Annotated in this window: 18 protein-coding genes and 1 tRNA gene; 3 read left to right on the top strand and 16 right to left on the bottom strand. The window is 74.4% G+C overall.

Features of this window, described 5'->3' with window-relative positions:
• Positions 1-7 precede the first annotated feature (7 nt).
• From PH190_RS08250 to polA, 6 genes are all read right to left on the bottom strand, one after another.
• Positions 8-622 (bottom strand): GTP-binding protein, encoded by a 615-nt coding sequence (locus PH190_RS08250; RefSeq protein WP_274231015.1) that lies wholly within the window; start codon positions 620-622, stop codon positions 8-10.
• The gene (locus PH190_RS08245) at positions 603-983 is read right to left on the bottom strand and encodes a DUF742 domain-containing protein (RefSeq protein ID WP_274231014.1); all 381 of its coding nucleotides are present in this window, start codon (positions 981-983) and stop codon (positions 603-605) included. The genes PH190_RS08250 and PH190_RS08245 overlap by 20 nt, the downstream gene beginning before the upstream one ends.
• Positions 980-1,402 (bottom strand): roadblock/LC7 domain-containing protein, encoded by a 423-nt coding sequence (locus tag PH190_RS08240; RefSeq protein ID WP_274231013.1) that lies wholly within the window; start codon positions 1,400-1,402, stop codon positions 980-982. The genes PH190_RS08245 and PH190_RS08240 overlap by 4 nt, the downstream gene beginning before the upstream one ends.
• Positions 1,399-3,522, bottom strand: a complete 2,124-nt coding sequence (locus PH190_RS08235; RefSeq protein ID WP_274231012.1) for a sensor histidine kinase — start codon at positions 3,520-3,522, stop codon at positions 1,399-1,401. Before PH190_RS08235 ends, PH190_RS08240 begins: the two co-directional genes overlap by 4 nt.
• A 452-nt stretch (positions 3,523-3,974) precedes the next feature.
• Positions 3,975-5,462, bottom strand: coding sequence for a flavin-containing monooxygenase (locus tag PH190_RS08230; RefSeq protein WP_274231011.1), 1,488 nt, complete (start codon positions 5,460-5,462; stop codon positions 3,975-3,977).
• Positions 5,463-5,550: 88 nt separating this feature from the next.
• Entirely contained in the window at positions 5,551-8,241 is a 2,691-nt protein-coding gene (gene polA / locus PH190_RS08225) for a DNA polymerase I (protein ID WP_274231145.1), read from the bottom strand.
• Between the two features lie 161 nt (positions 8,242-8,402).
• On the opposite strand from polA, the gene PH190_RS08220 reads away from it, so the two are divergent.
• From PH190_RS08220 to PH190_RS08210, 3 genes are read left to right on the top strand one after another with little or no spacing between them, the layout of a single operon-like run.
• A complete protein-coding gene (locus PH190_RS08220) occupies positions 8,403-8,846 on the top strand; it encodes a PaaI family thioesterase (RefSeq protein WP_274231010.1) in 444 nt (147 codons plus the stop codon).
• 40 nt (positions 8,847-8,886) lie between these two features.
• Positions 8,887-11,685, top strand: a complete 2,799-nt coding sequence (locus PH190_RS08215; RefSeq protein WP_274231009.1) for a helix-turn-helix transcriptional regulator — start codon at positions 8,887-8,889, stop codon at positions 11,683-11,685.
• A 45-nt stretch (positions 11,686-11,730) separates the two neighbouring features.
• Positions 11,731-13,305: an FAD-dependent oxidoreductase gene (locus PH190_RS08210; protein ID WP_274231008.1), complete on the top strand. Its 1,575-nt coding sequence runs from the start codon at positions 11,731-11,733 to the stop codon at positions 13,303-13,305.
• An 86-nt stretch (positions 13,306-13,391) separates the two neighbouring features.
• Here the strand turns inward: PH190_RS08210 and PH190_RS08205 are convergent, their stop codons facing one another.
• The 10 genes from PH190_RS08205 to PH190_RS08160 all read right to left on the bottom strand — a co-directional run bounded on the left by PH190_RS08205 (position 13,392) and on the right by PH190_RS08160 (position 23,277).
• Positions 13,392-14,114, bottom strand: a complete 723-nt coding sequence (locus PH190_RS08205; protein ID WP_274231007.1) for an ABC transporter ATP-binding protein — start codon at positions 14,112-14,114, stop codon at positions 13,392-13,394.
• On the bottom strand, positions 14,111-15,076 hold the full coding sequence (locus PH190_RS08200; RefSeq protein WP_274231006.1) for an ABC transporter ATP-binding protein: 966 nt from the start codon (positions 15,074-15,076) through the stop codon (positions 14,111-14,113). Before PH190_RS08200 ends, PH190_RS08205 begins: the two co-directional genes overlap by 4 nt.
• Positions 15,073-16,242 carry a branched-chain amino acid ABC transporter permease gene (locus PH190_RS08195; protein WP_274231005.1) on the bottom strand — a complete coding sequence of 390 codons (1,170 nt, stop codon included), beginning with the start codon at positions 16,240-16,242 and terminating at the stop codon, positions 15,073-15,075. The genes PH190_RS08200 and PH190_RS08195 overlap by 4 nt, the downstream gene beginning before the upstream one ends.
• Positions 16,239-17,183, bottom strand: a complete 945-nt coding sequence (locus tag PH190_RS08190; protein ID WP_425550255.1) for a branched-chain amino acid ABC transporter permease — start codon at positions 17,181-17,183, stop codon at positions 16,239-16,241. Before PH190_RS08190 ends, PH190_RS08195 begins: the two co-directional genes overlap by 4 nt.
• 247 nt (positions 17,184-17,430) lie before the next feature.
• On the bottom strand, positions 17,431-18,630 hold the full coding sequence (locus tag PH190_RS08185) for a branched-chain amino acid ABC transporter substrate-binding protein (RefSeq protein WP_274231004.1): 1,200 nt from the start codon (positions 18,628-18,630) through the stop codon (positions 17,431-17,433).
• A gap of 187 nt (positions 18,631-18,817) precedes the next feature.
• Positions 18,818-20,038 carry a branched-chain amino acid ABC transporter substrate-binding protein gene (locus PH190_RS08180; RefSeq protein WP_274231003.1) on the bottom strand — a complete coding sequence of 407 codons (1,221 nt, stop codon included), beginning with the start codon at positions 20,036-20,038 and terminating at the stop codon, positions 18,818-18,820.
• Positions 20,039-20,204: 166 nt separating this feature from the next.
• Positions 20,205-20,855 (bottom strand): ANTAR domain-containing response regulator, encoded by a 651-nt coding sequence (locus tag PH190_RS08175; protein WP_274231002.1) that lies wholly within the window; start codon positions 20,853-20,855, stop codon positions 20,205-20,207.
• Positions 20,856-21,077: 222 nt separating this feature from the next.
• A tRNA-Leu gene (locus tag PH190_RS08170) sits at positions 21,078-21,152 on the bottom strand.
• A gap of 585 nt (positions 21,153-21,737) precedes the next feature.
• On the bottom strand, positions 21,738-22,937 hold the full coding sequence (serA, locus tag PH190_RS08165) for a phosphoglycerate dehydrogenase (RefSeq protein ID WP_274231001.1): 1,200 nt from the start codon (positions 22,935-22,937) through the stop codon (positions 21,738-21,740).
• 22 nt (positions 22,938-22,959) lie between these two features.
• Positions 22,960-23,277: a winged helix-turn-helix transcriptional regulator gene (locus PH190_RS08160; RefSeq protein WP_274231000.1), complete on the bottom strand. Its 318-nt coding sequence runs from the start codon at positions 23,275-23,277 to the stop codon at positions 22,960-22,962.

The raw sequence follows: 23,277 nt of genomic DNA, 5'->3' as shown, positions 1-23,277 counted from the left end.
GCACCGGTCAGGCGGCCTCCGCGAGGGCGTGCTCCACCAGTGAGATCAGGGCGGCCGTGCAGGAGGTGCCGTCGCGCGCGTCGACGTGCACGAGCGGGCAGCCCGGAGGTACGGCGAGCGCATCCCGCACGGCGTCGTCGTCGACCCCCTCGGTGCCGGGGAAGTCGTTGAGCGCGACGACGAACGGCACGCCACGGTTCTCGAAGTAGTCGACGGCGGCGAAGCACTCGTCGATGCGTCGCAGGTCGACGAGGATCACCGCCCCGACGGCACCGCGAGCGAGCTCGTCCCACATGAACCAGAACCGCGACTGGCCCGGCGTCCCGAACAGGTACAGCACCAGCGCGTCGTCGACCGTCACGCGACCGAAGTCCATCGCCACGGTGGTCGTGGTCTTGTCCGGCACCGCGCTCGTGTCGTCGATGCCCTCCGACAGGCTGGTCATCTCCTGCTCGGTCGACAGCGGCGGGATCTCCGACAGGGCACCGACGAGGGTCGTCTTGCCGACCCCGAACCCGCCGGCGACGAGGATCTTCAGAGGGAGCAGCTCGGCCTGCGCCGCCTTCGCCCCGGCGCGCACCAGGCCACCATCGGCGGCGTGGTCACCGTGCACGGAGACCATCGAGGAGCCTTTCCAGGAGTTCTCGACGCGGACGGCCGTCGGTCCCGACGAGGGGCAGGTGGACGGCGAGGTGGTCGTCGGCAGCGAGGTCGCTGACGAGCACCCGCGCCACGCCGAGGGGGACCTCGAGCAGCGCCCCGATCTCGGCCAGCGACTGCGGCCCCGTGCTCGCCTCGATGATCGCCCGCGACTCCGGCGGCAGGCCCGGCGCCGCGGCGAGGCCGGACTCCGTGGCGGTCACCAGGGCCTCGATCGGCATGTCGGCACCGCGCGCCGACCGCGTGCGGCCGGCGGTGAACGCGTAGTTCGGGACCACCCGCCCGCCATCGCCGCGGGTGTCCTCCCGGCCGTCGACGCTCACGGAGCTCCCCTGCCGGGACCTCCCGGCGAGCTCGTGGGCGACGGCGTCAGGGCGTGCCCGACCCGTGCCGCGAGCAGGGTCATCTCGTAGCCCACGAGACCCATGTCGGCGGCGCGCGTGGTCACCACGGCCAGCGTCGAGCCGAGGCTGATCGCGCTCGCGAACAGGTAACCGCCCGCCATCTCGACGATGGTCTGGGTGACCGGCTCCCCGTCGAGGAGGGTGGCGGTGCCCCGCGCCAGGCTGACGAGGCCCGACACCGCCGCGCACATCTGGTCGGCGAGCCGGGGATCGACCCCGTTGCTCACCGCCAGGCGCAGCCCGTCGGCGGACACCACGAGCACGTGCCGCACGCCCGGCGTGCCGGTCGCGAAGTCGGAGAGCAGCCAGTCCAGACCCTCGTCGGTCGGTGCGCTCACGGCTGCCTCCTCGTCGTGTCGCCGTCGTCGGACGGGCCGCGCCGGCCCTCGGCGTCCACCTCGTCGTCGCCGCGGTCCGCCGTGGGACCCCCGTCGATCTCGGAGCGGGCGACGGCGCGGCTCGCCTGGTAGGCCGACAGGGCCTGCACCGCCCCGAGGCCACTGGGCGCGGCGCGGTCGGGCGGGGTCGCGCCCGACGGCGGCGTCGGCGTCGGCTCGTCGCCGGCGGGGGGCGGTCCGCCCGGCCGCACGAGCTCGGGCGCGAGATGGGTCTGGGGGGTGCGTCGAGCGAGGACGATCCCCGACCGCCCGGGGGCCGCGGGGTCCGGCCCCGGCGCCCGACGCGCCGGTGGCGCCGCCGCGGGCATCCGGCCGGGGGGACGTCCCGGCAGGCGCTCCGGGCGGGCCGCCCGGGCGTCCGGGTCGTCCCCGGGACCGGCGGGCGAGGGCGGCGGCGGGACGACGATCGGGTGGATCAGCCCGCGGCGCGGTGCGGGCGCGGGCGGCGTCGAGGGCGGGTGCTCGACGGTGGTGTGGCCGTCCCCGCCCGCCTCGGTCTCGTCGACGGCGGCCTCGACCCGGGCCCCGCCCAACCCGTGCTCGTGACCGCCGGCCCCGCCCGCCCCGGGGGCGTCGGGGGCGTCGGGGCGGTCCTCGGGCGGCTCCGCGCCGGGGGCGGCCGCGTGCGCTCCGGGAGGCGCCGGTGGCGCGCCCGCCGCGCGCCCGGCCGCCGGACCACCCCCGGGCCAGGCGTGGCGGCCACCCGCGCCCACCGGGTCGCGCCCCGGCTGGCCGTCGTCGTCGGCGCTGCGCCGGGGCACGGGGACCGCGGAGTCCGTGGCGGAGCCGGGGCCCGGACCGTGCGCCGGCGCGGCCGGCTCCGCGAACAGGGCGGGCGGCAGCACGATCACCGCGGTGACACCGCACCCGGGGGTCGGCGTCAGCGAGACCTCGATCCCGTGCCGCGCCACGAGGCGCGACACCACGTGGAAGCCGAGCCGCCGCGTCGCGGCCGGCGCGTCGACGTCCTGCGGGCGCGCGAGCAGGTCGTTGGCCGCCGCCAGCTCCCGCGGCGGCATCCCGCTGCCCGTGTCCTCGACGACGAGCAGGAACGCGCCGGGCCGGCGCCGGTCGGCGCGGCTCTGCACCACCACCGGCGCGGACGGCGGGGAGGAGCGCACCGCGTTCTCGACCAGCTCGGCGACCACGTGGGTCAGGTCGGCCACTGCACTCCCGACGACCCGCAGGCGCTCGTCGACCACGAGGGTGACCCGGTCGAGCTCCTCGGTCTCGGCGACCCCGGCGCGCACGACGTCCCGCAGGGCGACGGGGCCCGACCACACGCGGGCGGGTTGCTCCCCGGAGAGCACGAGCAGGCTCTCGGCGTTGCGCCGCACCCGGGTGGCGAGGTGGTCGAGCCGGAACAGGTCGGCGAGGACGTCCGGGTCGCGCTCCCGCTCCTCGAGGTCGTTGATGATCTCCAGCTGGCGGTGGAACATGCTCTGGTTGCGACGCGCCAGGTTGAGCAGCAGCTCCGAGGTGAACTCCCGCCGACGGACCTGCTCCCGCGACAGCGCCTCCGCCCGGGCCACCAGGTGCTGCTGCTCGTCCTCGCCGAGGCGCACGACGACGGCCACCCCGGCACATGCCGCCACGACCGCCGTGCCGTGGACCAGCCACCATCCACCATCGAGCGGGCCCGCGGAGGACGTCGCGACGGCGAGCCCGGTGCCGACCACGGCCGCCCCGGCGAACCCGGCGAACGGGATCCACGACCGGTAGAGGGCCACGGCGGCGACGAGCACGAAGAAGGAGAACTGCGCGGCAGGGGCGCCCTCGCCGACGGCCACCAGGCCTGCGCACGTGGCCCCGAGACCGACGGCGACGACGAGCGGGCCGACACGGTGGCCCGCGCCGACCCGGACACCCACGAGTCCGGCCAACAGGGGCACGACGGCGGCGAGCGCCGTCTCGAGCGCCGGGGCGCCGGTCGCGAGACCGACGAGGGCCGCGATCGGCACGGCGGCGAGCAGGACGCCGACCAGGACACGGTGCCGGCCGGACCGGGCGGCGACGTCCAGCGTGTCCCCGCGCGGGAGATAGTCCAGGACAGGGACCATGTGCTGCGGGTCGCCCTCCTCGGTGCCACATCGGTGATGAGGGTGCCGAACCGTACACGCAGCGTTGACCATGGCCGCACGGAGAAGCGCAGAAGCGCTGATCAGACGGCTGCCGACCGACCAGCCCGTCACGGTGCGTCGACGTCGATCGTGCCGTCAGTCTCCGGACGACGGAGAGGTCGAGGGCCGGGCGGAGCCCTTCCCTGTCGGCCGTTCGGCGACCTGACCGTTCCGACACGGGTGGACGGAAAGCACCCGAACGAGTCCCGCCACGCAGCGATCGGGGCCGCGACGACCGCCGCAGGGGCGAACGCCGTCGCGTCAACGGAGGTGCCACCGCTCGCGTTCGGTCGCTCGACGGCCGCCGCACGCGCCGCGCACGGACGGCTACGAAGGGTGACCCGATTCGCGGCGCGCGGACCGGTCCGCACCGCCCGTCCGGCGCGCTGCGCTCAGCCCGCGGCGCGGTCCTCCGCGCGCACCCGGGCGGCGCTCGCCGGCACGAACCGCATCACCTCGTCGTCGACCCGGCTGCGCCGCAGCGACACCGCGTCGACGGCGTAGTTCATCGCCAGGCGCCACGGCGCCCGCGTGCCCTGCTTCGGCAGCTCGTCGATGGAGCGCTGCACGTAGCCGGCGCCGAAGTCGAGGAACGGGGCCTCCTCGACCGACGGGTCGCGCTCGGGCACCGCGACCCCGAGGCCACGGTCACGCAGGTGGCGCAGGAGCCGCACGACGTACTCGGCCACGAGGTCGACCTTGAGCGTCCACGACGCGTTCGTGTAGCCAATCATGTACACGAGGTTGGGCACGCCGGAGAGCATCATGCCCTTGTAGGCCATGGTGTCGGGCAGGTGCAGCGGCTCGCCGTCGACGACGACCTCGGCGCCGCCGAACATCTGCAGCGTCAGCCCGGTCGCGGTGACGACGATGTCGGCCTCGAGCTCGCGCCCGGACGCCAGGCGGATGCCGGTCTCGGTGAAGGTGTCGATCGTGTCGGTGACGATCTCCGCGTCGCCGCGCCGGATCGCCCGGAACAGGTCGCCGTCGGGGACCATGCACATGCGCTGGTCCCACGGGTCGTAGCGCGGGTTGAAGTGGGTGTCGACGTCGTAACCCTCGGGCAGCGACGACTGCGTCGCCCTGCGGAGCAGCCCGCGGACGAACCGCGGGAACCGCTGGCTGATCTGGTAGAGCGCGATGATCTGGGCGATGTTCTTCGCGCGCGTGAGCGGATCGGCCACCGCGCGGGGCAGCCACCGCGAGAGGGCCGCGGCCACGGGGTCGGTGCGCCCGATCGAGAGGACGTAGCTCGGCGAGCGCTGCAGCTGCGTCACCTTCGCGGCGGCGCCGTCCCCCTCGAGCAGGGCGGGCACGAGGGTCACGGCCGTCGCGCCGCTGCCGATGACGACGACGCGCTTGCCGGCGTAGTCGAGCTCGGGGTCCCAGAGCTGCGGGTGCACGACGGTGCCGCCGAACCGGTCGATGCCCGGCAGGTCGGGGGTGTAGCCGTGGTCGTAGCGGTAGTAGCCCGAGCACATGAGCAGGAACGAGCAGGTCAGCGGGGCCTGTCCCGGGATCTCGAGCGTCCAGCGCTGGGCGTCGGAGTCCCACGACGCGCGCGTGACGCGGTGCCCGTAACGGATCTTCTCATCGACGCCGAACTCCTGCGCCGTCTCGCGGACGTACTCCAGGATCGACGGGCCGTCGGCGAGCGCCGTCGCGCTGCTCCACGGGCGGAACCGGTAGCCCAGGGTGTGCATGTCCGAGTCGGACCGGATGCCCGGGTACCGGAAGAGGCTCCAGGTGCCACCCAGGTCCTCGCGGGCCTCGAGCACCGCGTAGGAGTGGTCGGGCAGCTCGCGCTCGAGGTGGCAGGCCGTCCCGATCCCGGACAGGCCCGCGCCGACGATGACCACGTCGAGGTGCTCGGTACTCACGCGTACCACGGTAGCGCGTGGTACCGACGCGTACCAAGGGAGACGACCCGAGACGGGGACCACCACGCCCCGGCGTGACGACTCGGGCTCAGTGGGCCGCCTGGTCCCAGGACCGCCCGAAGCCCACCGACACCTCGAGCGGCACGTCGAGCTCGAAGGCCGCGCCCATCTCGCGGCGCACCAGCTCGGTGACCTGCTCCTTCTCCTCCGCCGCGACCTCGAGCACGAGCTCGTCGTGGACCTGGAGCAGCATCCGCGAGCGCAGGCCCTCGTCGCGCAGCGCCTGGTGCACCCCGAGCATCGCGACCTTGATGATGTCGGCCGCGCTGCCCTGGATCGGGGCGTTGAGCGCCATCCGCTCGGCCATCTCGCGACGCTGGCGGTTGTCGCTCGTGAGGTCGGGCAGGTAGCGACGCCGGCCGAGGATCGAGCTGGTGTAGCCGTCCTTGCGCGCCTGGCCGACGACCTGCTGCAGGTAGTCGCGCACCCCGCCGAACCGGGCGAAGTACTCCTCCATCAGCTCCTTGGCCTCGTCGGTGGAGATCCGGAGCTGGGCGGAGAGCCCGTAGGCCGACAGCCCGTAGGCCAGGCCGTAGTTCATCGCCTTGATCTTGGCGCGCTGGGCCGGGGACACCTCGTCCTCGCCGACGCCGAACACCCGCGCCGCCGTGGCGGAGTGGAAGTCGTAGCCGGACTGGAACGCCTCGATCAGCGCCTCGTCGCGCGAGAGGTGCGCCATGATGCGCATCTCGATCTGCGAGTAGTCGACGGTCATGAGCTCGGCGAACGCGCCGTCGGCGGAGTCGGACCCGACGACGAACGTGTCGCGGATGCGCCGGCCCTCCGCGGTGCGCACCGGGATGTTCTGCAGGTTGGGCTCGGTGGAGCTCAGCCGCCCGGTGCGCGCGATCGTCTGGTTGAACGTCGTGTGGATGCGCCCGTCGTCGCTGCACGACTCGAGCAGGCCCTTGACCGTCACCCGCAGCCGCGTGGCGTCGCGGTGCTCGAGGAGGTGCTCGAGGAAGGGGTGGGGGTTCGTCTCGTTGAGCGTCTGCAGCGCGTCGGCGTCGGTGGTGTAGCCGGTCTTGGTGCGCTTCGTCTTCGGCATCTCCAGCTCGTCGAACAGCACGACCTGCAGCTGCTTCGGCGAGCCGAGGTTGATCTCCTTGCCGATGACGTCGTACGCCTGCTGCGCCGCCGACTGCACGCGCGCCCCGAACTGCGACTCGAGGTCGTGCAGTGCGCTGATGTCGACCGCGACGCCGGCGGCCTCGAGGTCGGCGAGCACCGCGAGCAGCGGCAGCTCCAGCTCGGTGAGCAGCGCCGTGCCCCCCAGCTCGGCGAGGTCGGCGTCGAGCTTGTCGGCGAGGTCGTACACCGCGCGGGCGCGCAGCATCTCGGCCTGCGCGAGCGCGGTGTCGGCCTCCTCCTCGCCGCCGTCGAGGGTGAGCTGGTCGCCGCCCTCCGTGCTGTCCTCGACGCGCAGCTCGCGGCGCAGGTAGCGCAGCGCGAGGTCGGCGAGGTCGAAGCTGCGCTCGCCGGGGCGGGCGAGGTAGGCCGCGAGCGCGGTGTCGCTGGTGACCCCGTCGAGGCGCCAGCCCCGGGCGCGCACCGCGTGGCTCGGGCCCTTGACCTCGTGACCGGCCTTCGGCACGTCGACGTCGGCGAGCCACGCCGCGAGCGCCTTCTCGTCCGCCTCGTCGACCGCCCGGACGTCGACGTAGGCGGACTCGCCGTCGGCCGCCGCGAGCGCGATGCCCTCGAGGTCGCCGGTGCCGTGCGCCCAGGTGCCGCGGAAGGCGAGGCCGACCCGGCTGCCGTCGCGGGCGTGGTCGGCCAGCCAGTCGGCCACCGCGCCGGTCTCGAGCGCGGCGCCGCGGACCTCGAAGCCCTCCTCGGCCTCCGGCTCCGCCGCGGTGAGCGTGGAGAACAGCCGCTCGCGCAGCACCCGGAACTCGAGGTTGTCGAACAGCTGGTGCACCGCGTCGCGGTCCCACTGCCGCACCACCAGGTCGTCCGGGCCCATGCCGATGCCCTCGACGTCGCGGACCAGCTCGGTGAGCTGGCGGTTGAGCACCACCGACGACAGGTGCTCGCGCAGCGCGTCGCCGGCCTTGCCCCGCACCTCGTCCACACGGTCGACCAGCGCGTCGAGCGACCCGAACTCGCGGATCCACTTCTGCGCGGTCTTCTCCCCCACGCCCGGGATGCTCGGCAGGTTGTCGCTCGGGTCGCCGCGCAGGGCCGCGAAGTCCGGGTACTGCGCCGGGGTGAGCGTGTAGCGCTCCATGACCTGCTCGGGCGTGTAGCGCACCAGATCCGACACGCCCTTGCGCGGGTAGAGCACGGTGACGTCGTCGGAGACCAGCTGGAAGGCGTCCCGGTCGCCGGTACAGATCGACACCGTCATCCCCTGCGCGACCGCCTGCGTCGTCAGCGTGGCGATGAGGTCGTCGGCCTCGTAGCCCTCCACCGCCAGCACCGGGATCGCCAGCGCGGCCAGGATGTCCTTGATCAGGTCGATCTGGCCGCGGAACTCGTCGGGCGTCGAGCTGCGGTTGGCCTTGTAGGCCGCGTAGGTCTCGGCGCGGAACGTCTGGCGCGAGACGTCGAACGCGACCGCGACGTGCGTCGGCTCCTCGTCGCGCAGCAGGTTGATGAGCATCGACGTGAAGCCGTAGACGGCGTTCGTCGTCTGCCCCGTCGTGGTGTTGAAGTTCTCGGTGGGCAGCGCGAAGAACGCCCGGTAGGCCAGCGAGTGCCCGTCGAGCAGCAGCAGCCGCCCACGCCCGCTCGCCGGCGCGTCCGGGGTCGTCTCGGGCTGGCCTGAGGTCGGCGCTGCCGTGCTGGTCGGAGCCACACGCCGAGTCTAGGCGCGACCCCCGACACACCCCGGGCGCCCGGGCGGCCCCGTCCCCGGGCCCGCCCTACCCTGCGGGGATGACCAGCTCCTCGGCCCCCGAGTCCGCTGCGGTGCCCGACATCGAGGTCCAGTACCCCGACGAGCAGCTCGCCGCGCGGATGGGCATCGAGATCACGGCGTGGGACCCCGACCGGGTCGTCGGGACGATGCCCGTGACCGGCAACCGGCAGCCCTTCGGCCTGCTGCACGGGGGCGCCAACGGTGTGCTCGCCGAGACCCTCGGGTCGACCGCGGCCGCGCTGCACGGCTGGCCCGAGCGCATGCCGGTGGGCCTCGAGCTCTCCTGCACGCACCACCGCTCGGCCCTGGACGGGAAGGTGACCGGCGTCTGCACCCCGCTGTCGGTCGGCCGCACGATCGGCACCTTCGAGATCGTCGTCAGCGACGACGAGGGCCGCCGCGTCTGCACCGCGAAGCTGACCTGCGTCTACCGCTCGCGCCCGCCGGGGTCCGGCGGCTGAGCCCCTGGTCAGGGCGGCGCCACCGCGCTGCAATGGGCGGATGGTCGCGCCGCGACGCCCGCTGGTCGGCCGGGAGGCCGAGCGGGCCGTGGTGCGCGCCCGCGTCGCCGCGGCACGCGCGGGCCACGGCGGGACGCTGCTGGTCACGGGCGAGGCGGGCATCGGCAAGTCCCGGCTGCTGGCCGAGGTGGCCGACGTCGCGGCGGCGGCCGGCCTCGGGGTCCTGACCGGCCGCGCGGTCGCGGGCGGCGGGGCGTACCGCCCGCTCGCCGAGGCGCTCGCGCCGCCCCTGCGGGACGCGCCCCTGCCGGAGTCCCCGCGGCTGCGGCCGTTCCGGGCCGCGCTCGCCCGGCTCGTGCCGGGCGCCGCCGTCGACGGGCCGGCCGGGACGCCCGCGGGACCGGCCCTCGACGCGGCCGTCGTCCTCGGGGAGGGCGTGCTCGCCCTGCTCGCCGCCCTCCACCCCGACGGTGCGGTCCTGGTCCTCGACGACCTGCACTGGGCGGACGCCGACACCCACGACCTGCTCGCCTACCTCGCCGGGGCCGTCGGCCGGGTCCCGGTCGTGCTCGCGCTGGGGGCGCGCGACGACGAGGGGCCGGCGGAGGCCGGGGACCCCGTGGCCGCGCTCGCCACGCTCGTCGCGCACCCCGACGTCACCGTCCTGCGCCCGGCCCGCCTCGACGCCGGCCAGGTCGCGGCACTGGTGGCGTCCGACGGGACCGGACGCGCCGCGGTCGACGACCTGGTGCGCCGGTCCGAGGGCCTGCCCTTCCTGGTCGCCGAGCTCCTCGACGCCGGCGACGGGACGGTGCCGCCGAGCTGGACCGCGCTGGTCGCCCGCCGCCTGGCGACGCTGCCCGCGACCGCCCGGGTCGTGCTCGACGCCGCGGCCGTGGCGCCCGGCGACCCCGACCACCGCCTGCTCGCGGCGGCCACCGGCGTCGGCGGGGACGCCGTCCTCGACGGGCTGCGAGCCGCGGTCGGGGCCGGGCTACTGGTCGCCGCCCGGGACCACCTCACCTGGCGCCACGCCCTGACCCGCGACGCGGTGCTCGCGGCCCTCCTGCCGACCGACCGCGCCGCCGTCTCCGCGCGGGTGGCCATCGCGCTCGAGGCCCGCGACGCGCCCGGCGACCGGGAGGCGGCCGCCGACCGCCACGCGGAGTCCGGGGACCACCGGCGGGCCGTCGCGCTCCTGCTCGACCTCGCCCGCCGCGACGCCGACCGCGGCGCCCTCGGTCACGCCGACGAGCTCCTGCGCCGCGCCGGGGCCCTGGGTGCGGCCCCGGGCCGCGTCGCCGCCGAGCGGGTCCGGGTGCTGACGCTGCGCGGGGCGGCCGCGGACGCCCTCGCCCTCGGGGAGGCGGCCCTCGGCGACGTGGCCGGCGACGAGCACGCCGAGCTGTGCCTCCGCCTGGCCCGGGCCGCGGTGCTCGCGGGCCGCTACGGCGAGGCCGACGAGTGGGTCGGACGCGCCGCGCGCCCCGACGACCCCCGCTCGCTGGTGCTCGGTGCCGACGCCGCGTACGGGGCCGGCGCGACCGCCGTCGCCGCCCCGCGGGCGCAGGAGGCGGTGGCCGCCGCGGACGCGGCGCTGATCCGCGACGGCAACAGCGAGGTGGCCGCGACCCTCTGCGAGGCGCTGCTGGTGCTGGCCCGCTGTGCCGTCGCGTCGCCGGACTCCGCGCCCGACGCCGACGCCCTCGTGCGTCGGGCGGCGGCGGTGGCCGCCGAGCACGGGCTCGCGCCGTGGCGGGTGGAGGCGCTGTTCTCCCTCGGCGCCCGTCGCATGAGCCGCGGCGACACCGGCGCCGCCGACCTGCACGCCGCGCGGGACCTGGCCGAGCGCCACGGCATGCTCGCCCGCGCCGCCCAGGCCGACCTGCTGCGCGCGGACGCCGCGCTGCACGTGCACGGCCCGCGGGCGGCCCTGGCCATCCTGCACCCGGCCATCGAGCAGCTCGGCCGCCTGCGGCTCGCCACCCTCCAGGGCACCGCCGAGCTGTTCGCGGCGGCGTCGACGGCGCTGACCGGCGACCGCGCCGGGGCGGAGGCCCTGCTCGCGAGGGCGTCCACCCGGGCCGACCTCCCCGCCGACATCGCGGTCCTCGGCCCGCTCGTGCCGGCACTGACCGCGCTGCTCGCCCACGACCTGCCGCGCGCCGCCGACCTCGTCGACCGCGCCGTGCCCGCCGTGCTCGCCCACCGCAGCGCCGCACCGGTCCCCTTCTACGGTCTCTGGCCCCTGCTGCGCACCGCCGTCGGCGACCGCGACGCCGAGGCCCGCGACCGCCTGCGCGGGCACCCGGTGCTCATCGCCGTGCCCAACCGCGCGGCGCTCGTCTACGCCGACGCGGTGGCGGCGGGACGCGCCGGGCGCGCCGCGGAGGCGGACGCCCTCGTCGCCGCGGCGGCCACGGAGCTCGCGGACTGGCCGTGGTGGCACCGGCTGCTGCGCACGATCGTCCTCGACGCGGCGGTACGCGACGGCTGGGGCGACCCGGTGCCCGCGCTGCGTGCCGACCTCGCGGTCCACGAGCGGGGCGACGACGCCGGATCCCGGGCTCTGGCCCGGACCTGCCGCGACCTGCTGCGCGCCGCCGGCGCGCCCACCCGACGGTCCGGCGACGGGGTGGCCCCGGAGCTGCGACGTCTCGGGGTGACCGCGCGGGAGGCGGAGGTCCTGGCGCTCGTCGTCGAGCACCGCACGAACGCCGACATCGCCGCCCGCCTGCACCTCTCGACCCGGACCGTCGAGACCCACGTGGCCCGGCTGCTGGCCAAGACCGGCACCACCGACCGGGTCGGGCTGCGGGCCTGGGCGTTGGATCGGTAGTCACCACGGACGCGCGGCGCGGGCCCGGCCGTGACCCTCGACGCCATGGAGCACACACCCCACGTCCTCGTCGTCGGCGCCGGCCCCGCGGGCCTCGCGACCGCCATCTCCGCCGCGCGCCACGGCGCGCAGGTGCTCGTCGTGGAACGGCACCGCAGTACCTCGATCCATCCCCGGGCCTCGGGGCTCAGTACGCGGACCATGGAGATCTTCCGTGCCTGGGGCGTCGCCGACGCCGTCCGCGCCGCGAGCTCGACGGTGATCGCGCGCAGCGCCACCGGGGTGACGCTCGCCGACGGCGAGCTGACCGAGAGCGCGCTCGGCTTCCCGTTCCCCCGCGAGGCGCTGGCCGTCAGCCCGACGTACCCGGCCTGCTGCGCCCAGGACCACCTCGAGCCGATCCTGCTCGACGCCGCCCGCGCGGCCGGGGTCGAGGTGCGCTTCGACACGGAGCTCACCGACCTCGCCGTCGACGACCACGGGGCGTGGGCCCGGGTGCGGGACACGATCACCGGCACGCCGGACACCGTGCGCAGCCGTTTCGTCGTCGGCGCCGACGGGCCGCGCAGCCGCGTGCGGACCGCCCTCGGGATCGTCACCGAGCCCCTCGGGGGCCTGGGCCCCGCGGCCCAGGTGCTCTTCCGCGCCGACCTCTCCCGCGTCCTGCCCGGGCCTCGCCACGCGCTCTACTGGTTGACCCACCCGGAGGGCACGGGGCTGCTCATCGCCTTCGGGACCGCGTCCGGGACCGACCGCTGGGGCTTCGCCCGCCTCGGCGTCACCCCCGACACCGTGCCCACCGACGCGGAGTGGGTCGCGATGGTGCGCGCCGCGACCGGGGTGCCGGACCTGGAGCCCGAGCTGCTCGGCGCCGCCACGTTCGACCTCGCCGCCGAGCTCGCGACCGCCTCGCGAGCGGGTGCGGCGTTCCTCGTCGGCGACGCGGCGCACCGCATGACGCCGATCGCGGCCGTCGGGCTCAACACCGCGGTGCACGACGGGCACGACCTGGGCTGGAAGCTGGCCTGGGCGGCGCGGGGCCGCGCCGGCGAGGGGCTGCTCGCGAGCTACGTGACCGAGCGCCGGCCAGTCGGCGAGCGCAACGCCCGCCGCTCGGTGCGGGCCGGCGAGACCGACCCGTCCGACGGCATGGTCGGCGACCTGGGCACCCGGTACGGGGACCAGGCACTCGTCGACCCCTCGCGGCTCACCGCGGCCCCCGGGGAGCGGGCCCCGCACGTCTGGGTCAGCGTCGACGGCCGGCGTCGCTCGACGCTCGACCTCTGGGACGGGCGGCTCACCGTCGTCACCGCCGAGGACAGCTGGCGCCGGGCGGCCGCGGAGGTCGGGGTGGACGCGCCGGTCCTCGACGACCCGCGCGGCCGGCTGAGCCGGGCCTACCGGCTGGGCAGCGGCGGCGCGGTGCTCGTCCGACCCGACGGCCGCGTCGCCTGGCGCCACGACGCCGTCGCCACCGACCCCGCCACCACCCTGCGCGGTGCCGTGGCCCGGACCCTGGGGCTCGCGTCCGGGGATGCAGCGAACGCGCTGTTCGCTGCCTCTACGCGCACGAACTCCCCGGTCGTTCCGCGGGAGGGCGAGCCGTTGCCCGTCGCCTGAGGGTCGCCTCGCCACACCCCGTGGACGTCGACGGTCCCGCGCCGCACCGTCCGGAGCAGCGCGCTGCCCCGACCGCCGCCGATGGGTCAGCTCACCCCGAGGTACGCGTCCTGGATCGTCGGGTCGGCGAGGAGCTCCGCCCCGGTGCCCGAGCGCGTGACCTCGCCGGTCTCCATGACGTAGGCCTCGTGCGCGAGCCCGAGCGCCTGGGTGGCGTTCTGCTCGACGAGCAGCACCGTCGTCCCCTGCGCGTTGATCTCCTCGATGACGCGGAAGATCTGCGCGATGAACTGGGGCGCGAGCCCCATCGACGGCTCGTCGAGCAACAGCAGGCGCGGGCGGGCCATGAGCGCGCGGCCCATGGCGAGCATCTGCTGCTCGCCGCCGGACAGCGTCCCGCCGGCCTGGGAGCGGCGCTCGGCCAGGCGCGGGAAGAGCTCGTAGACCCGCTCGAGGTCGGCGGCGAACTCCGGGCTGCGCCGGTCGCTGCGCAGGTAGGCGCCCATGTCGATGTTCTCGGCCACCGTCATGCCCGGGAAGATCCCGCGGCCCTCGGGCACCTGGCTGATGCCCTTGCCCACCCGCAGGTCGGCCCGGATCGCGGTGAGGTCCTCGCCCTCGAAGCGCATCGACCCCGACTGCAGGCCGAGGATGCCCGAGATCGCCTTCATCGTCGTGGTCTTGCCCGCGCCGTTCGCGCCGATGAGCGCGACGATCTGGCCCACCTCGACGCGCAGGGAGATCCCGCGCAGGGCCTGGATCCGCCCGTAGGCGACGTGCACGTCGTCCAGCTCGAGCATGGTCGTCATGCGTCCTCCTCCCCCGCGCCCGCCGGTGCGTCCTCGACCGCGCCACCCAGGTACGCCGAGATCACCGCGGGGTCACGCCGGACCTCGTCGGGCAGGCCGTCGGCGATCTTGCGGCCGAAGTCGAGCACGACGAGGCGGTCGGTCACGCCGAGCACCACCCGCATGTCGTGCTCGACGATGACCACCGTGTAGCCGTCGTCACGGATCTTGAGGATGAGCTCGGAGAGCGCGTCCTTCTCCGTCGCCGAGAAGCCGGCCGCCGGCTCGTCGAGGCAGAGCAGCTTCGGCTCCGTGGCGAGCGCGCGGGCGATCTCCAGGCGTCGCTGGTAGCCGTACGGCAGGGCCGTGGCCTTGTCGGCGGCCCGGTCGGCGATGCCGACGAACTCGAGCAGCGCCATCGCCTTCTCGACCGCGTCGCGCTCCTCGCGACGGTGGCGCGGCAGCCGCAGCAGGGCGCCCGGCACCGACGTCCGGTGCCGCGCGTCGGTGCCGACGACGACGTTCTCCAGCGCGGTCATCGCGCCGAAGAGCCGGATGTTCTGGAACGTGCGCGCGACGCCGGCCTGGATGATCCGGTAGCGCTTCATCCGGGCGAGCGACTGGCCCTCGAGCCGGACGTCGCCCGCCGTCGGCCGGTAGACGCCGGTCATGATGTTGAAGCACGTGGTCTTGCCCGCACCGTTCGGGCCGATCAGCCCGAGGATCTCGCCGCGCTTGACGTCGAAGGTGACGTCGTCGAGCGCCGTGAGGCCGCCGAAGCGGACCGTCAGCCCGTCCACCGCGAGCAGGGTCTCCCCCTGCGCGACGGCGAAGTCGCGGGCCGGGGCGACGCTCGCCGACACCGCCGCGTCGTGCTCGGCGCGCTCGGCGGCGTCCATGTGCTCGAGTGACTCGAGCAGGCCCTCCTCCGAGGGCGGGACGTCGAGGCTGGTCGAGGTGCTGTCGTGCGTGGGTTCGCTCATTCCCCACCTCCGCGCGGCGAGGTGCCCGCGTGGTCGTCGGGTACGGCCTCCGGGAGGTCCCCGCGGGCGCGCGAGGACGCCGAGAGCCCGCTCGGCGCCACCGCGGCCCTGGCCCCGAACAGCTTCTGGTACGCCTGGCGGCCGTAGGTCAGCAGGTGCTGGCGCATGCCGAGCAGGCCCTGCGGACGGAAGATCATCAGCACGATCAGCGCGATGCCGAAGACCAGGAAGCGGTACTGCGGCTCGAACTGGAACCGGTCCGGGATGTAGGACACGATGAACGCCCCGACGATGACGCCGACCTTGTTGCCCTGGCCGCCGAGCACGACGGCGGCGAGGTAGAGGATCGAGGTCGTCACGTCGAAGCGCTGGTTGTTGACGTAGCCGACCTGCGCGGCGAACAGCGTCCCGGACAGGCCGCCGACCGCGGCGCCGATCGCGAACGCCCAGATCTTGAAGCGGTAGGTCGGCACGCCGGAGAGCTCGGCGGCGTCCTCGTCCTCGCGCACGGCGATCCACGCGCGCCCGACCCGCGAGCGCTCGAGGTTCCCCATGAACAGCAGGACGATGACGATGATGATCACTGCGAGCCAGTAGAACCCGAGCGCGTCGGTCTGGCTGAAGATCGGGGTGCCGTCCGCGAACTCGCCGCCGGGACGGGCGATGTTCTGGAAGCCCCGGTTGCCGCGCAGCGGGTCGACGTTGTCGGCGAGCAACCGCACGATCTCGCCGAAGCCCAGCGTGACGATCGCGAGGTAGTCGCCGCGCAGGCGCAGCGTCGGCGTCCCCAGGATGACCCCGGAGATCATCGTGACCACCATCGCGATGGGCACGATGACGAGCCACGGGTAGCGCACGCCCAGCTCGGAGTCGGGGCTCGAGAGCAGCGCCGCGGTGTAGGCGCCGATGGCGAAGAAGCCGACGTAGCCGAGGTCGAGCAGGCCCGCCTGGCCGATGACGACGTTGAGCCCGATCGCGATGAGCGCGAACACCGCCGCGTTGAACAGCGAGATCGGGAAGTCGGTGTACGGCTCGGTGGTGATGATCGGCGGGTTGAGCACCGGCAGGGCGAGCAGGAACAGGACGACCGGGACCATGTAGGCCCACTGGACGGGCCGGCTCTGCCTGTTCCACCAGTGCGAGACGGTCGCGAAGCGGGTCCTCATGCGCGCGACCTCGCCAGCGACTCGCCGAGGATGCCGGTCGGGCGGAACATCAGCACGAGCACGAGCAGCACGAACGCGACGACGTCGCGCCAGTCGCCGCCGAACAGGCTCTGCCCGTAGTTCTCCGCGACGCCGAGGATCAGGCCGCCGAGCAGCGCCCCGCGCAGGTTGCCGATGCCGCCGAGCACCGCGGCGGTGAACGCCTTGATGCCGAGCAGGAAGCCGCCGTTGTAGACGGCGCCCTGCGGGATCGTCATGAGGTAGAAGAGCGCGGCCGCACCGGCGAGCACGCCGCCGACCAGGAACGTGATCATGATGACGCGCTCGCGGTTGACGCCCATCAGCGTCGCCGTCGCCGGATCCTGCGCGACCGCCCGGATGCCGCGGCCCAGCCGGCTGCGGTTCACGAACTGATCGGCGACGATGAACATCGCGATCGAGGCCAGGATGATGACGATCTGCAGGTTCGTCACCGGCGCGCCGAAGACCGTGAACGCGGGCGACGGCGGCAGCAGGCGGATCGTGCCCTCGGGGTTGGAGCCCCGCACGATGCGGATGACCTGCTGGATCGCGAACGAGGCGCCGATCGCGGTGATGAGGAACGCGAGGCGCGGCGCGTTGCGCCGTCGCAGGGGCCGGTAGGCCACCCGTTCCAGCCCGACCGCGGCGAGCCCGGCGACCACCATCGCCACGACCCCGGCGAGCAGCAGGTCGAGGATGATCGCGGCCAGCGGCAGGTTCGGCAGCGCGCCGGGTTCGAACCCGAGCCCGAGGAACGTCAGGTAGACCCCGAACACGCCGATCACGAAGATCTCGGAATGTGCGAAGTTGATCAGCTGGAGCACGCCGTAGACCAGCGTGTAGCCCAGGGCGACGAGCGCGTAGATGCTGCCGTAGGCGAGCCCGTTGATGGTGTTCGCCCAGAACCGGTCGATCAGCAGACCGACGTCGAAGTTGATCCAGGCCTCGGTGTGCACGACCAGCGGCGTGAGCACGGCCGGGTCGAGGACGGTGGAGATGACGCGCTCCCCGGGGGCGTCGGGCGCCCGCCCTGCGGCAGGCACGGGGGATGCTGGACGGGAGTGTCCATCCGCGGGCGGCGCCCGCGGACATCGTGCCCGACACCCGACGGCCGCGCCCCCGCGCGACGGTGCGCGGGGACGCGGCCGAGGACGCCGGACGGGTCGGTCAGATCTGGCTGTCCGTGACGATCGTGTTGCCCTGGACGCGGTACATCCAGACCGGCGTGTTCGTCAGCTCGCCGGTGGGGCTCCACTGGAAGAACTTGGTGAGGCCCTGGCCCTGGTAGTTGCGGACGTGGTTGAGCAGCCCGGCGCGGTCGGCGATGCCCCGGTCGAGACCCCGCAGCAGGATCGTCGTGGCGTCGTACGACTCGGCCGAGTAGGTCTGCGGCGGGACGCCGAAGGCCTGGCGGTAGGCGTTCGTGAAGTCGGTGAAGCCCTCCTGCGGCACGCACGGGCAGGACAGCAGCGTGCCGTCGGCCGAGCCGGCCGCGTTGACGACGTACTGCTCGTCCTTCACGCCGTCGGGGCCGATGAAGGTGGTCTGCACACCGGCGTCACGCAGCTGCTGGATCAGCGGCGCGGCCTCCTGGTAGTAGCCCGAGTAGAAGATCGCCTGCGGGTTGGTCTGCTGGACCTGGCCGATGATGGCCGAGAACTCGCGCTGGTTGGTCTTCACGTCGATCTGGCAGCCGGCTGCCGGGCCGAGCACCTGGCTGACCTGGGTGGCCAGACCGATGCCGTAGTCCGAGTCGTCCTTGATGACGCAGACGTTCTGGGCGTTGACCCGCTGCTGGATGTAGCGGGCGACCGCCGGGCCCTGGACGGCGTCGTTGCCGAGGCCGCGGAAGAAGTTCGTCCACCCGTTCTGCGTCAGGCTCGGGTTGGTGGCCGACGGCGTGATGTTGACGAGGCCGGCCGCGTTGAGGGCCGGGCCGACGGCCCGCGACTCGCCGGAGAACGGCAGGCCGACGATGCCGAGGACGGCCGGGTTGTTGATCAGCGCCGTGGTGGGGCCGACCGCGGTGTCCGGGGTGCCGCCGGTGTCGGCGCGCACCAGGGTCACCTGGCAGTTCGGGTTGGCCTGGTTGTGCTGGTCGACCGCGAGCTGCGCAGCGTTCAGGATCGCGATGCCGAGGGCGGCGTTCTGCCCGGCGATGGTGCCCGCGTACCCGATCGACGTGCCCGGCGCGCAGCGCCCCTGCCCGTTGCCGGCGGGCAGCTCCGCATTGGTCGGCTGGCTCGGCGCACCCGCCGCCGGTCCCCCGCCCTGCTGCTCACCGCCCCCCTGGTTGGCGCAGCCGCTGAGGACCAGCGCCACCGCCGCCACGAGCGCACCCGCGGCTGCGATCCGTCGTCGGATCACGTCCACCTCCGTCACCTGCTGTCAGATGTTCGCGACGGGTTCGCGTGATCGCTCGCCCAGTCGGGTGTGGAAGGTATAGGCGCGTGACGGCGCTCGCGCAAGCGGCGGGGCCGTCGTATTCGGACCGTAACGTCCGATCAGGCCGGAGATCCGCTCGCGGCGGAGGTGGAGATCCGCTGGTCGGGACTCAGTCGACGGGACCGACGACCGACCAGCCGCCGGCCTGCACCCGGTAGACGGTCACCGCGTCGCGGCTGACGTCGCCGAATCGGTCGAACGACAGCGGCCCCGTGACGCCGTCGCCGTGGAAGCCCTGGACCGCCCGGACCATCTCCGGGCGCACCGCCGGACTCCACTCGCGGTCGTCGCCCAGGGTGCGGACGGCGGAGTCGACGAGCACGTTCGCGGCGTCGAAGGTGAAGGCCCCGTACGACCCGATGCTCTCGGGGTAGCCGGCGCGGCGGTAGGCGTCGACGAACCCCTGCGCGGCCGGCAGCGTCTCCGGGGGCGGGCCCACCGACGTGCCGAGGTCGCCCTCCCGGCCCCCGGAGGTGACGAAGCCGGGGTTCACGATGCCGTCGCCGCCCATCACGGGCACGGTGACGCCCCGCGCGGCGAGCGCCGCCGACAGCGGACCGCCCTCGGGGTACTCGCCGCCGTAGAAGACCGCGTCCGGCCGGGCGGCGGCGACGCGCGCGACGACCCCGTCGCGGGCCGACCCGGGCGGGGCGGTGACGCGGACGGCGACCTGGCCGCCCTCGGTCGCGAGCTGCTTGGCGAACTCCTCGGCGATGCCCTCGCCGTAGGTCTTGCCGTCGGAGACGACGGCGATGCGGCGCCTGTCCTCGACGCGCGTCAGGTACGTCGCGGCGGCCGGGCCCTGCACGGCGTCGGTCGCGACGGTGCGGAAGAACGTCTGGTACTGCCGAAGCGGTGCCGTCACGGCGTTGGCGCCGCGGGTCAGCGACGTCGCGGTGCTGCCGGGCGAGATCTGCACGATGCCCGCGTCGCTGAGCACGGGCTGGATCGCCTGCGCCACCGACGAGTTGAAGGGCCCGAGCACGCCCAGGAGCGACGGGTCCTGCGCGAGCGTCCGGGCGGCCGCGGCGCCGGTCGCCGGGTCGGCGCGGTCGTCCTGGCTCTGCACGGCGAGGTGGTAGCCGGGGACCGCGCACCGCGCGTTGGCCTGGCTGACGGCGAGGTCGGCGGAGTTCTTCATGCCGAGCCCCACCGACGCGAGCTCGCCGGACAGCGGCGCCACCAGGCCGACGACGAGCGTGCCGCGGCTCGTGTCGCAGTCGCTGCCGTCGCCCGACGACCCGCTCACGCCCCCGCACCCGGCGAGGAGGACGACGGCGACGGCCAGCGCCGCGACCGTGCCGAACCGACGTCGCCGTCGCGCGCCCACTGGCCTCAACCCCTCGCCGTCCGATGCGTGGCGAGGGCCCACGGTAGGTCACGGCGGAGTGACGGCCGCGCAGGGGACGGTAGGGATACGTCTGTCCTGGTCAGCGTCCTGGCGGGCCGCCGGCCGAGTGCCTGTCACCCGATCGGGGCACTCACGCTGCGTACCGTCAGCCGAACGTCTCCACGACCGCGTCCGCGACGGCCTTCATGGTCGTGCGCCGGTCCATGGCGGTGCGCTGGATCCAGCGGAAGGCATCGGGCTCCGACATCTTCTTCTTGGCCATGAGCAGGCCCTTGGCGCGCTCGACGGCCTTGCGGGTCTCCAGCCGCTCGGTGAGGCCCGCGACCTCGGCCTCCAGGGCGGTGACCTCGGCCTCCAGGGCGGTGACCTCGGCGAACCGCGAGGCGGCCAGCTCGATGGCCGGCACGACGTCGGTCTTCGAGAACGGCTTGACCAGGTAGGCCATCGCGCCCGCGTCACGCGCGGACTCGACGAGCTCGCGCTGGCTGAACGCGGTGAGCATGACGACCGGCGCCAGCCGCTCCCCCGCGATCGTGCGCGCGGCCTCGAGCCCGTCGGTGCCGGGCATCTTGATGTCCATCATGATCAGGTTCGGGCGGAGCTCGCGGGCGAGGCGCACGGCCTCCGCGCCGTCGCCGGCCTCGCCGACGACCTCGTAGCCCTCCTCGCGGAGCATCTCCACGAGGTCGAGCCGGATGAGCGCCTCGTCCTCGGCGACCACGACGCGCAGCCCGGTGGGGACCTGGTCCTCCGGAGCGCTCGCGGTCTCGCTGATGGTGTCGGCCGACTGGCTCATGAGGGCTCCTCGGTGATCGCCTCGTCGCGCCGCCCTCGTCGGGCCGCCCCGGTGAGACCTGGGAGGAACGGCCGACCTGTCCGGGCCGCGGCCGGTGGCCGGCGACGACCGTCGGAGCAGGCCGTGTCGATTCAGGAGCCTACCTGTCGAACGCCCGCCCCCCGACGGTGACGCTTGCCTCCCGGGCGCGCGGTAACGCGCAAGGGGAGGCGGAACCCACGGTGCCCCCGGTGGGATTCGAACCCACACTGTATGGAGTTTGAGACCATTGCCTGCTGCCGATTGGGCTACGGGGGCGGCTCGGCCGGCTTCGGCACCTCGAGGGACGAGTCTGAGCCGGACAGGAGAAGCATAGAGGTCCGACCGATCCCGTTCCCCGGGCGCATCGAAGGGTGACCAGGGCACTGTCGGGGCGCGGAAGCACCATGGCGACGTGCACCCCCGGACGACGGTCGCCCAGGCCCTGAAGCCGGCGGCGGTCGGCCTCCGCCCGTTCGAGGTCGCTCGCGTCCTCGGCTGCCAAGGGCACGGTCGCCCACTGGTGTCGCGGCGATCTACTGCGCCGACGACTGGCCGGGTATCGCCGCCGAGGTCCGCGATGCACTCCTCGCGCGATCGCGCTGGAGCCGTGGCAAGAACAGATCGCCGAGCAGCACCCTGGACCGCTGGTTCGCGGGCTCATCCACGCCGACGGCTGCCGCGTCACCAACCGGACCTCGACGAAGAGGTCGTCCGGGATGGTCCGCTACGAGTACCCCCGCTACTTCTTCTCCGACAAGTCACTCGACATCCTCGCCGTCTGCGAGGCGGCCCTGGACCGACTCGACGTCGCCCACCGGCGCTCGCGCTGGGACTGCGTCTCCGTGGCGCGCCGGGAAGCTACTAGGACGCCCAGGTCCGCAACCACACGGTGTGGGACGACCGGCGCAGGTCCGACAGCGCCTCGTCCGGGATGGCGCCTTCGGTATCGGTCAGCACGTAGCCCCGCTCGCCGCGGGTCGCGAGCGCCTGGCTGACGACGTTGACGCCGTGGTCGATGAGGACCTGGTTCATCCCCGCCAGCACGCCCGGGGTGTTGGTGTGCAGGAAGCCGGTGCGGAACGCGTGGGGCGCCGCGGGGAGGGCGACCTCCGGCATGTTCACCGACAGCGCGGTGACGCCGGTGGTGACGAAGTTGAGCAGCTTGCCGCTGACGAAGTGCCCGATCTCCTCCTGCGCCTCCTGCGTGGAGCCCCCGACGTGCGGGGTGAGGATCACGTTGTCGAGCCCGCGCAGCGGCGACTCGAAGGCGTCGCCCTGGGCCTTGGGCTCGATCGGGAAGACGTCGATCGCGGCGCCCGCGAGGTGCCCGGACAGGATGTGCTCGCGCAGCGACTCGTCGTCGATCACCATGCCGCGCGAGGCGTTGATGAAGATCGAGCGCGGTTTCATCTGCGCGAACTGCTCGGCGCCGAAGAGGCCGGCGTTCCCGGGGCGGCCGTCGACGTGGAGGCTCACGATGTCGGCCTCGGCCAGCAGCGCCTCGAGCGACTCGACGCGGCGGGCGTTGCCGTGGGCGAGGCGGTCGGCGGTGTCGTAGAAGATCACTCGGAGCCCGACGGCCTCGGCCATGTTGCCCAGCTGGGTGCCGATGTTGCCGTAGCCGACGATGCCCAGCGTGCGCCCGCGGAACTCGTGGCTGCCGCGCGCCGACTTGTCCCAGATGCCCTCGTGCATGCGCTGCGTCTTCTCGGGCAGCCGGCGCACCAGCGCGATGATCTCGCCGAGCACCAGCTCGACGACGCTGCGCGTGTTGGAGAAGGGCGCGTTGAAGACCGCGACGCCGCGCTCGGCGGCGGCGGGGAGGTCGACCTGGTTGGTGCCGATGCAGAAGCAGCCGACGGCCAGCAGGTCCTTGCCGGCGTCGAGGACGTCGGCGGTGATCGTGGTGTTGGACCGGATGCCGAGCAGCGACACCCCGGGCAGGGCGTCGGCCAGCTCGGGGCCGCTCAGGGCCGACGAGCGCACGTCGACCTCGAAGCCCCGGGCGCGCAGCGCGTCGGCGGCGACCGGATGGATGTTCTCGAGGAGCAGGACCTTCACGCCGTGAGCGTAGGGCCCCACGTCAACGGGGTCGCCGGTCGCGGCTGCAGGTGGTCAGCGCCTCCAGCAACGGCGCCAGGCGCCGGCCCTCCGCGGAGAGGGCGTACTCGGTGCGGGGCGGGCGGGTGTCGAGCACCCGCCGCTCGATGAGCCCCGCCGCCTCGAGATCGGCCAGGCGCGCCGCGAGCGTCGCGGGCGGCACCTGGCCGAGGGCCTGCTCGAACTCCGAGAACCGGACCGCACCGAGGTGCGCGGCGTAGAGCACCGAGAGCGACCAGCGTCGCTCCAGCAGTGCCGTCAGCGCGCGCACCTCGGGCGGTATCGGCTCCCGTGAGCACAT

Origin of the sequence: Actinomycetospora straminea (assembly GCF_028737255.1) — a bacterium.
Taxonomy (GTDB): Bacteria; Actinomycetota; Actinomycetes; order Mycobacteriales; family Pseudonocardiaceae; genus Actinomycetospora; species Actinomycetospora straminea.
Note: the sequence above shows the minus strand (reverse complement) of the source record. Positions and strands in the feature narration are given on the sequence as shown.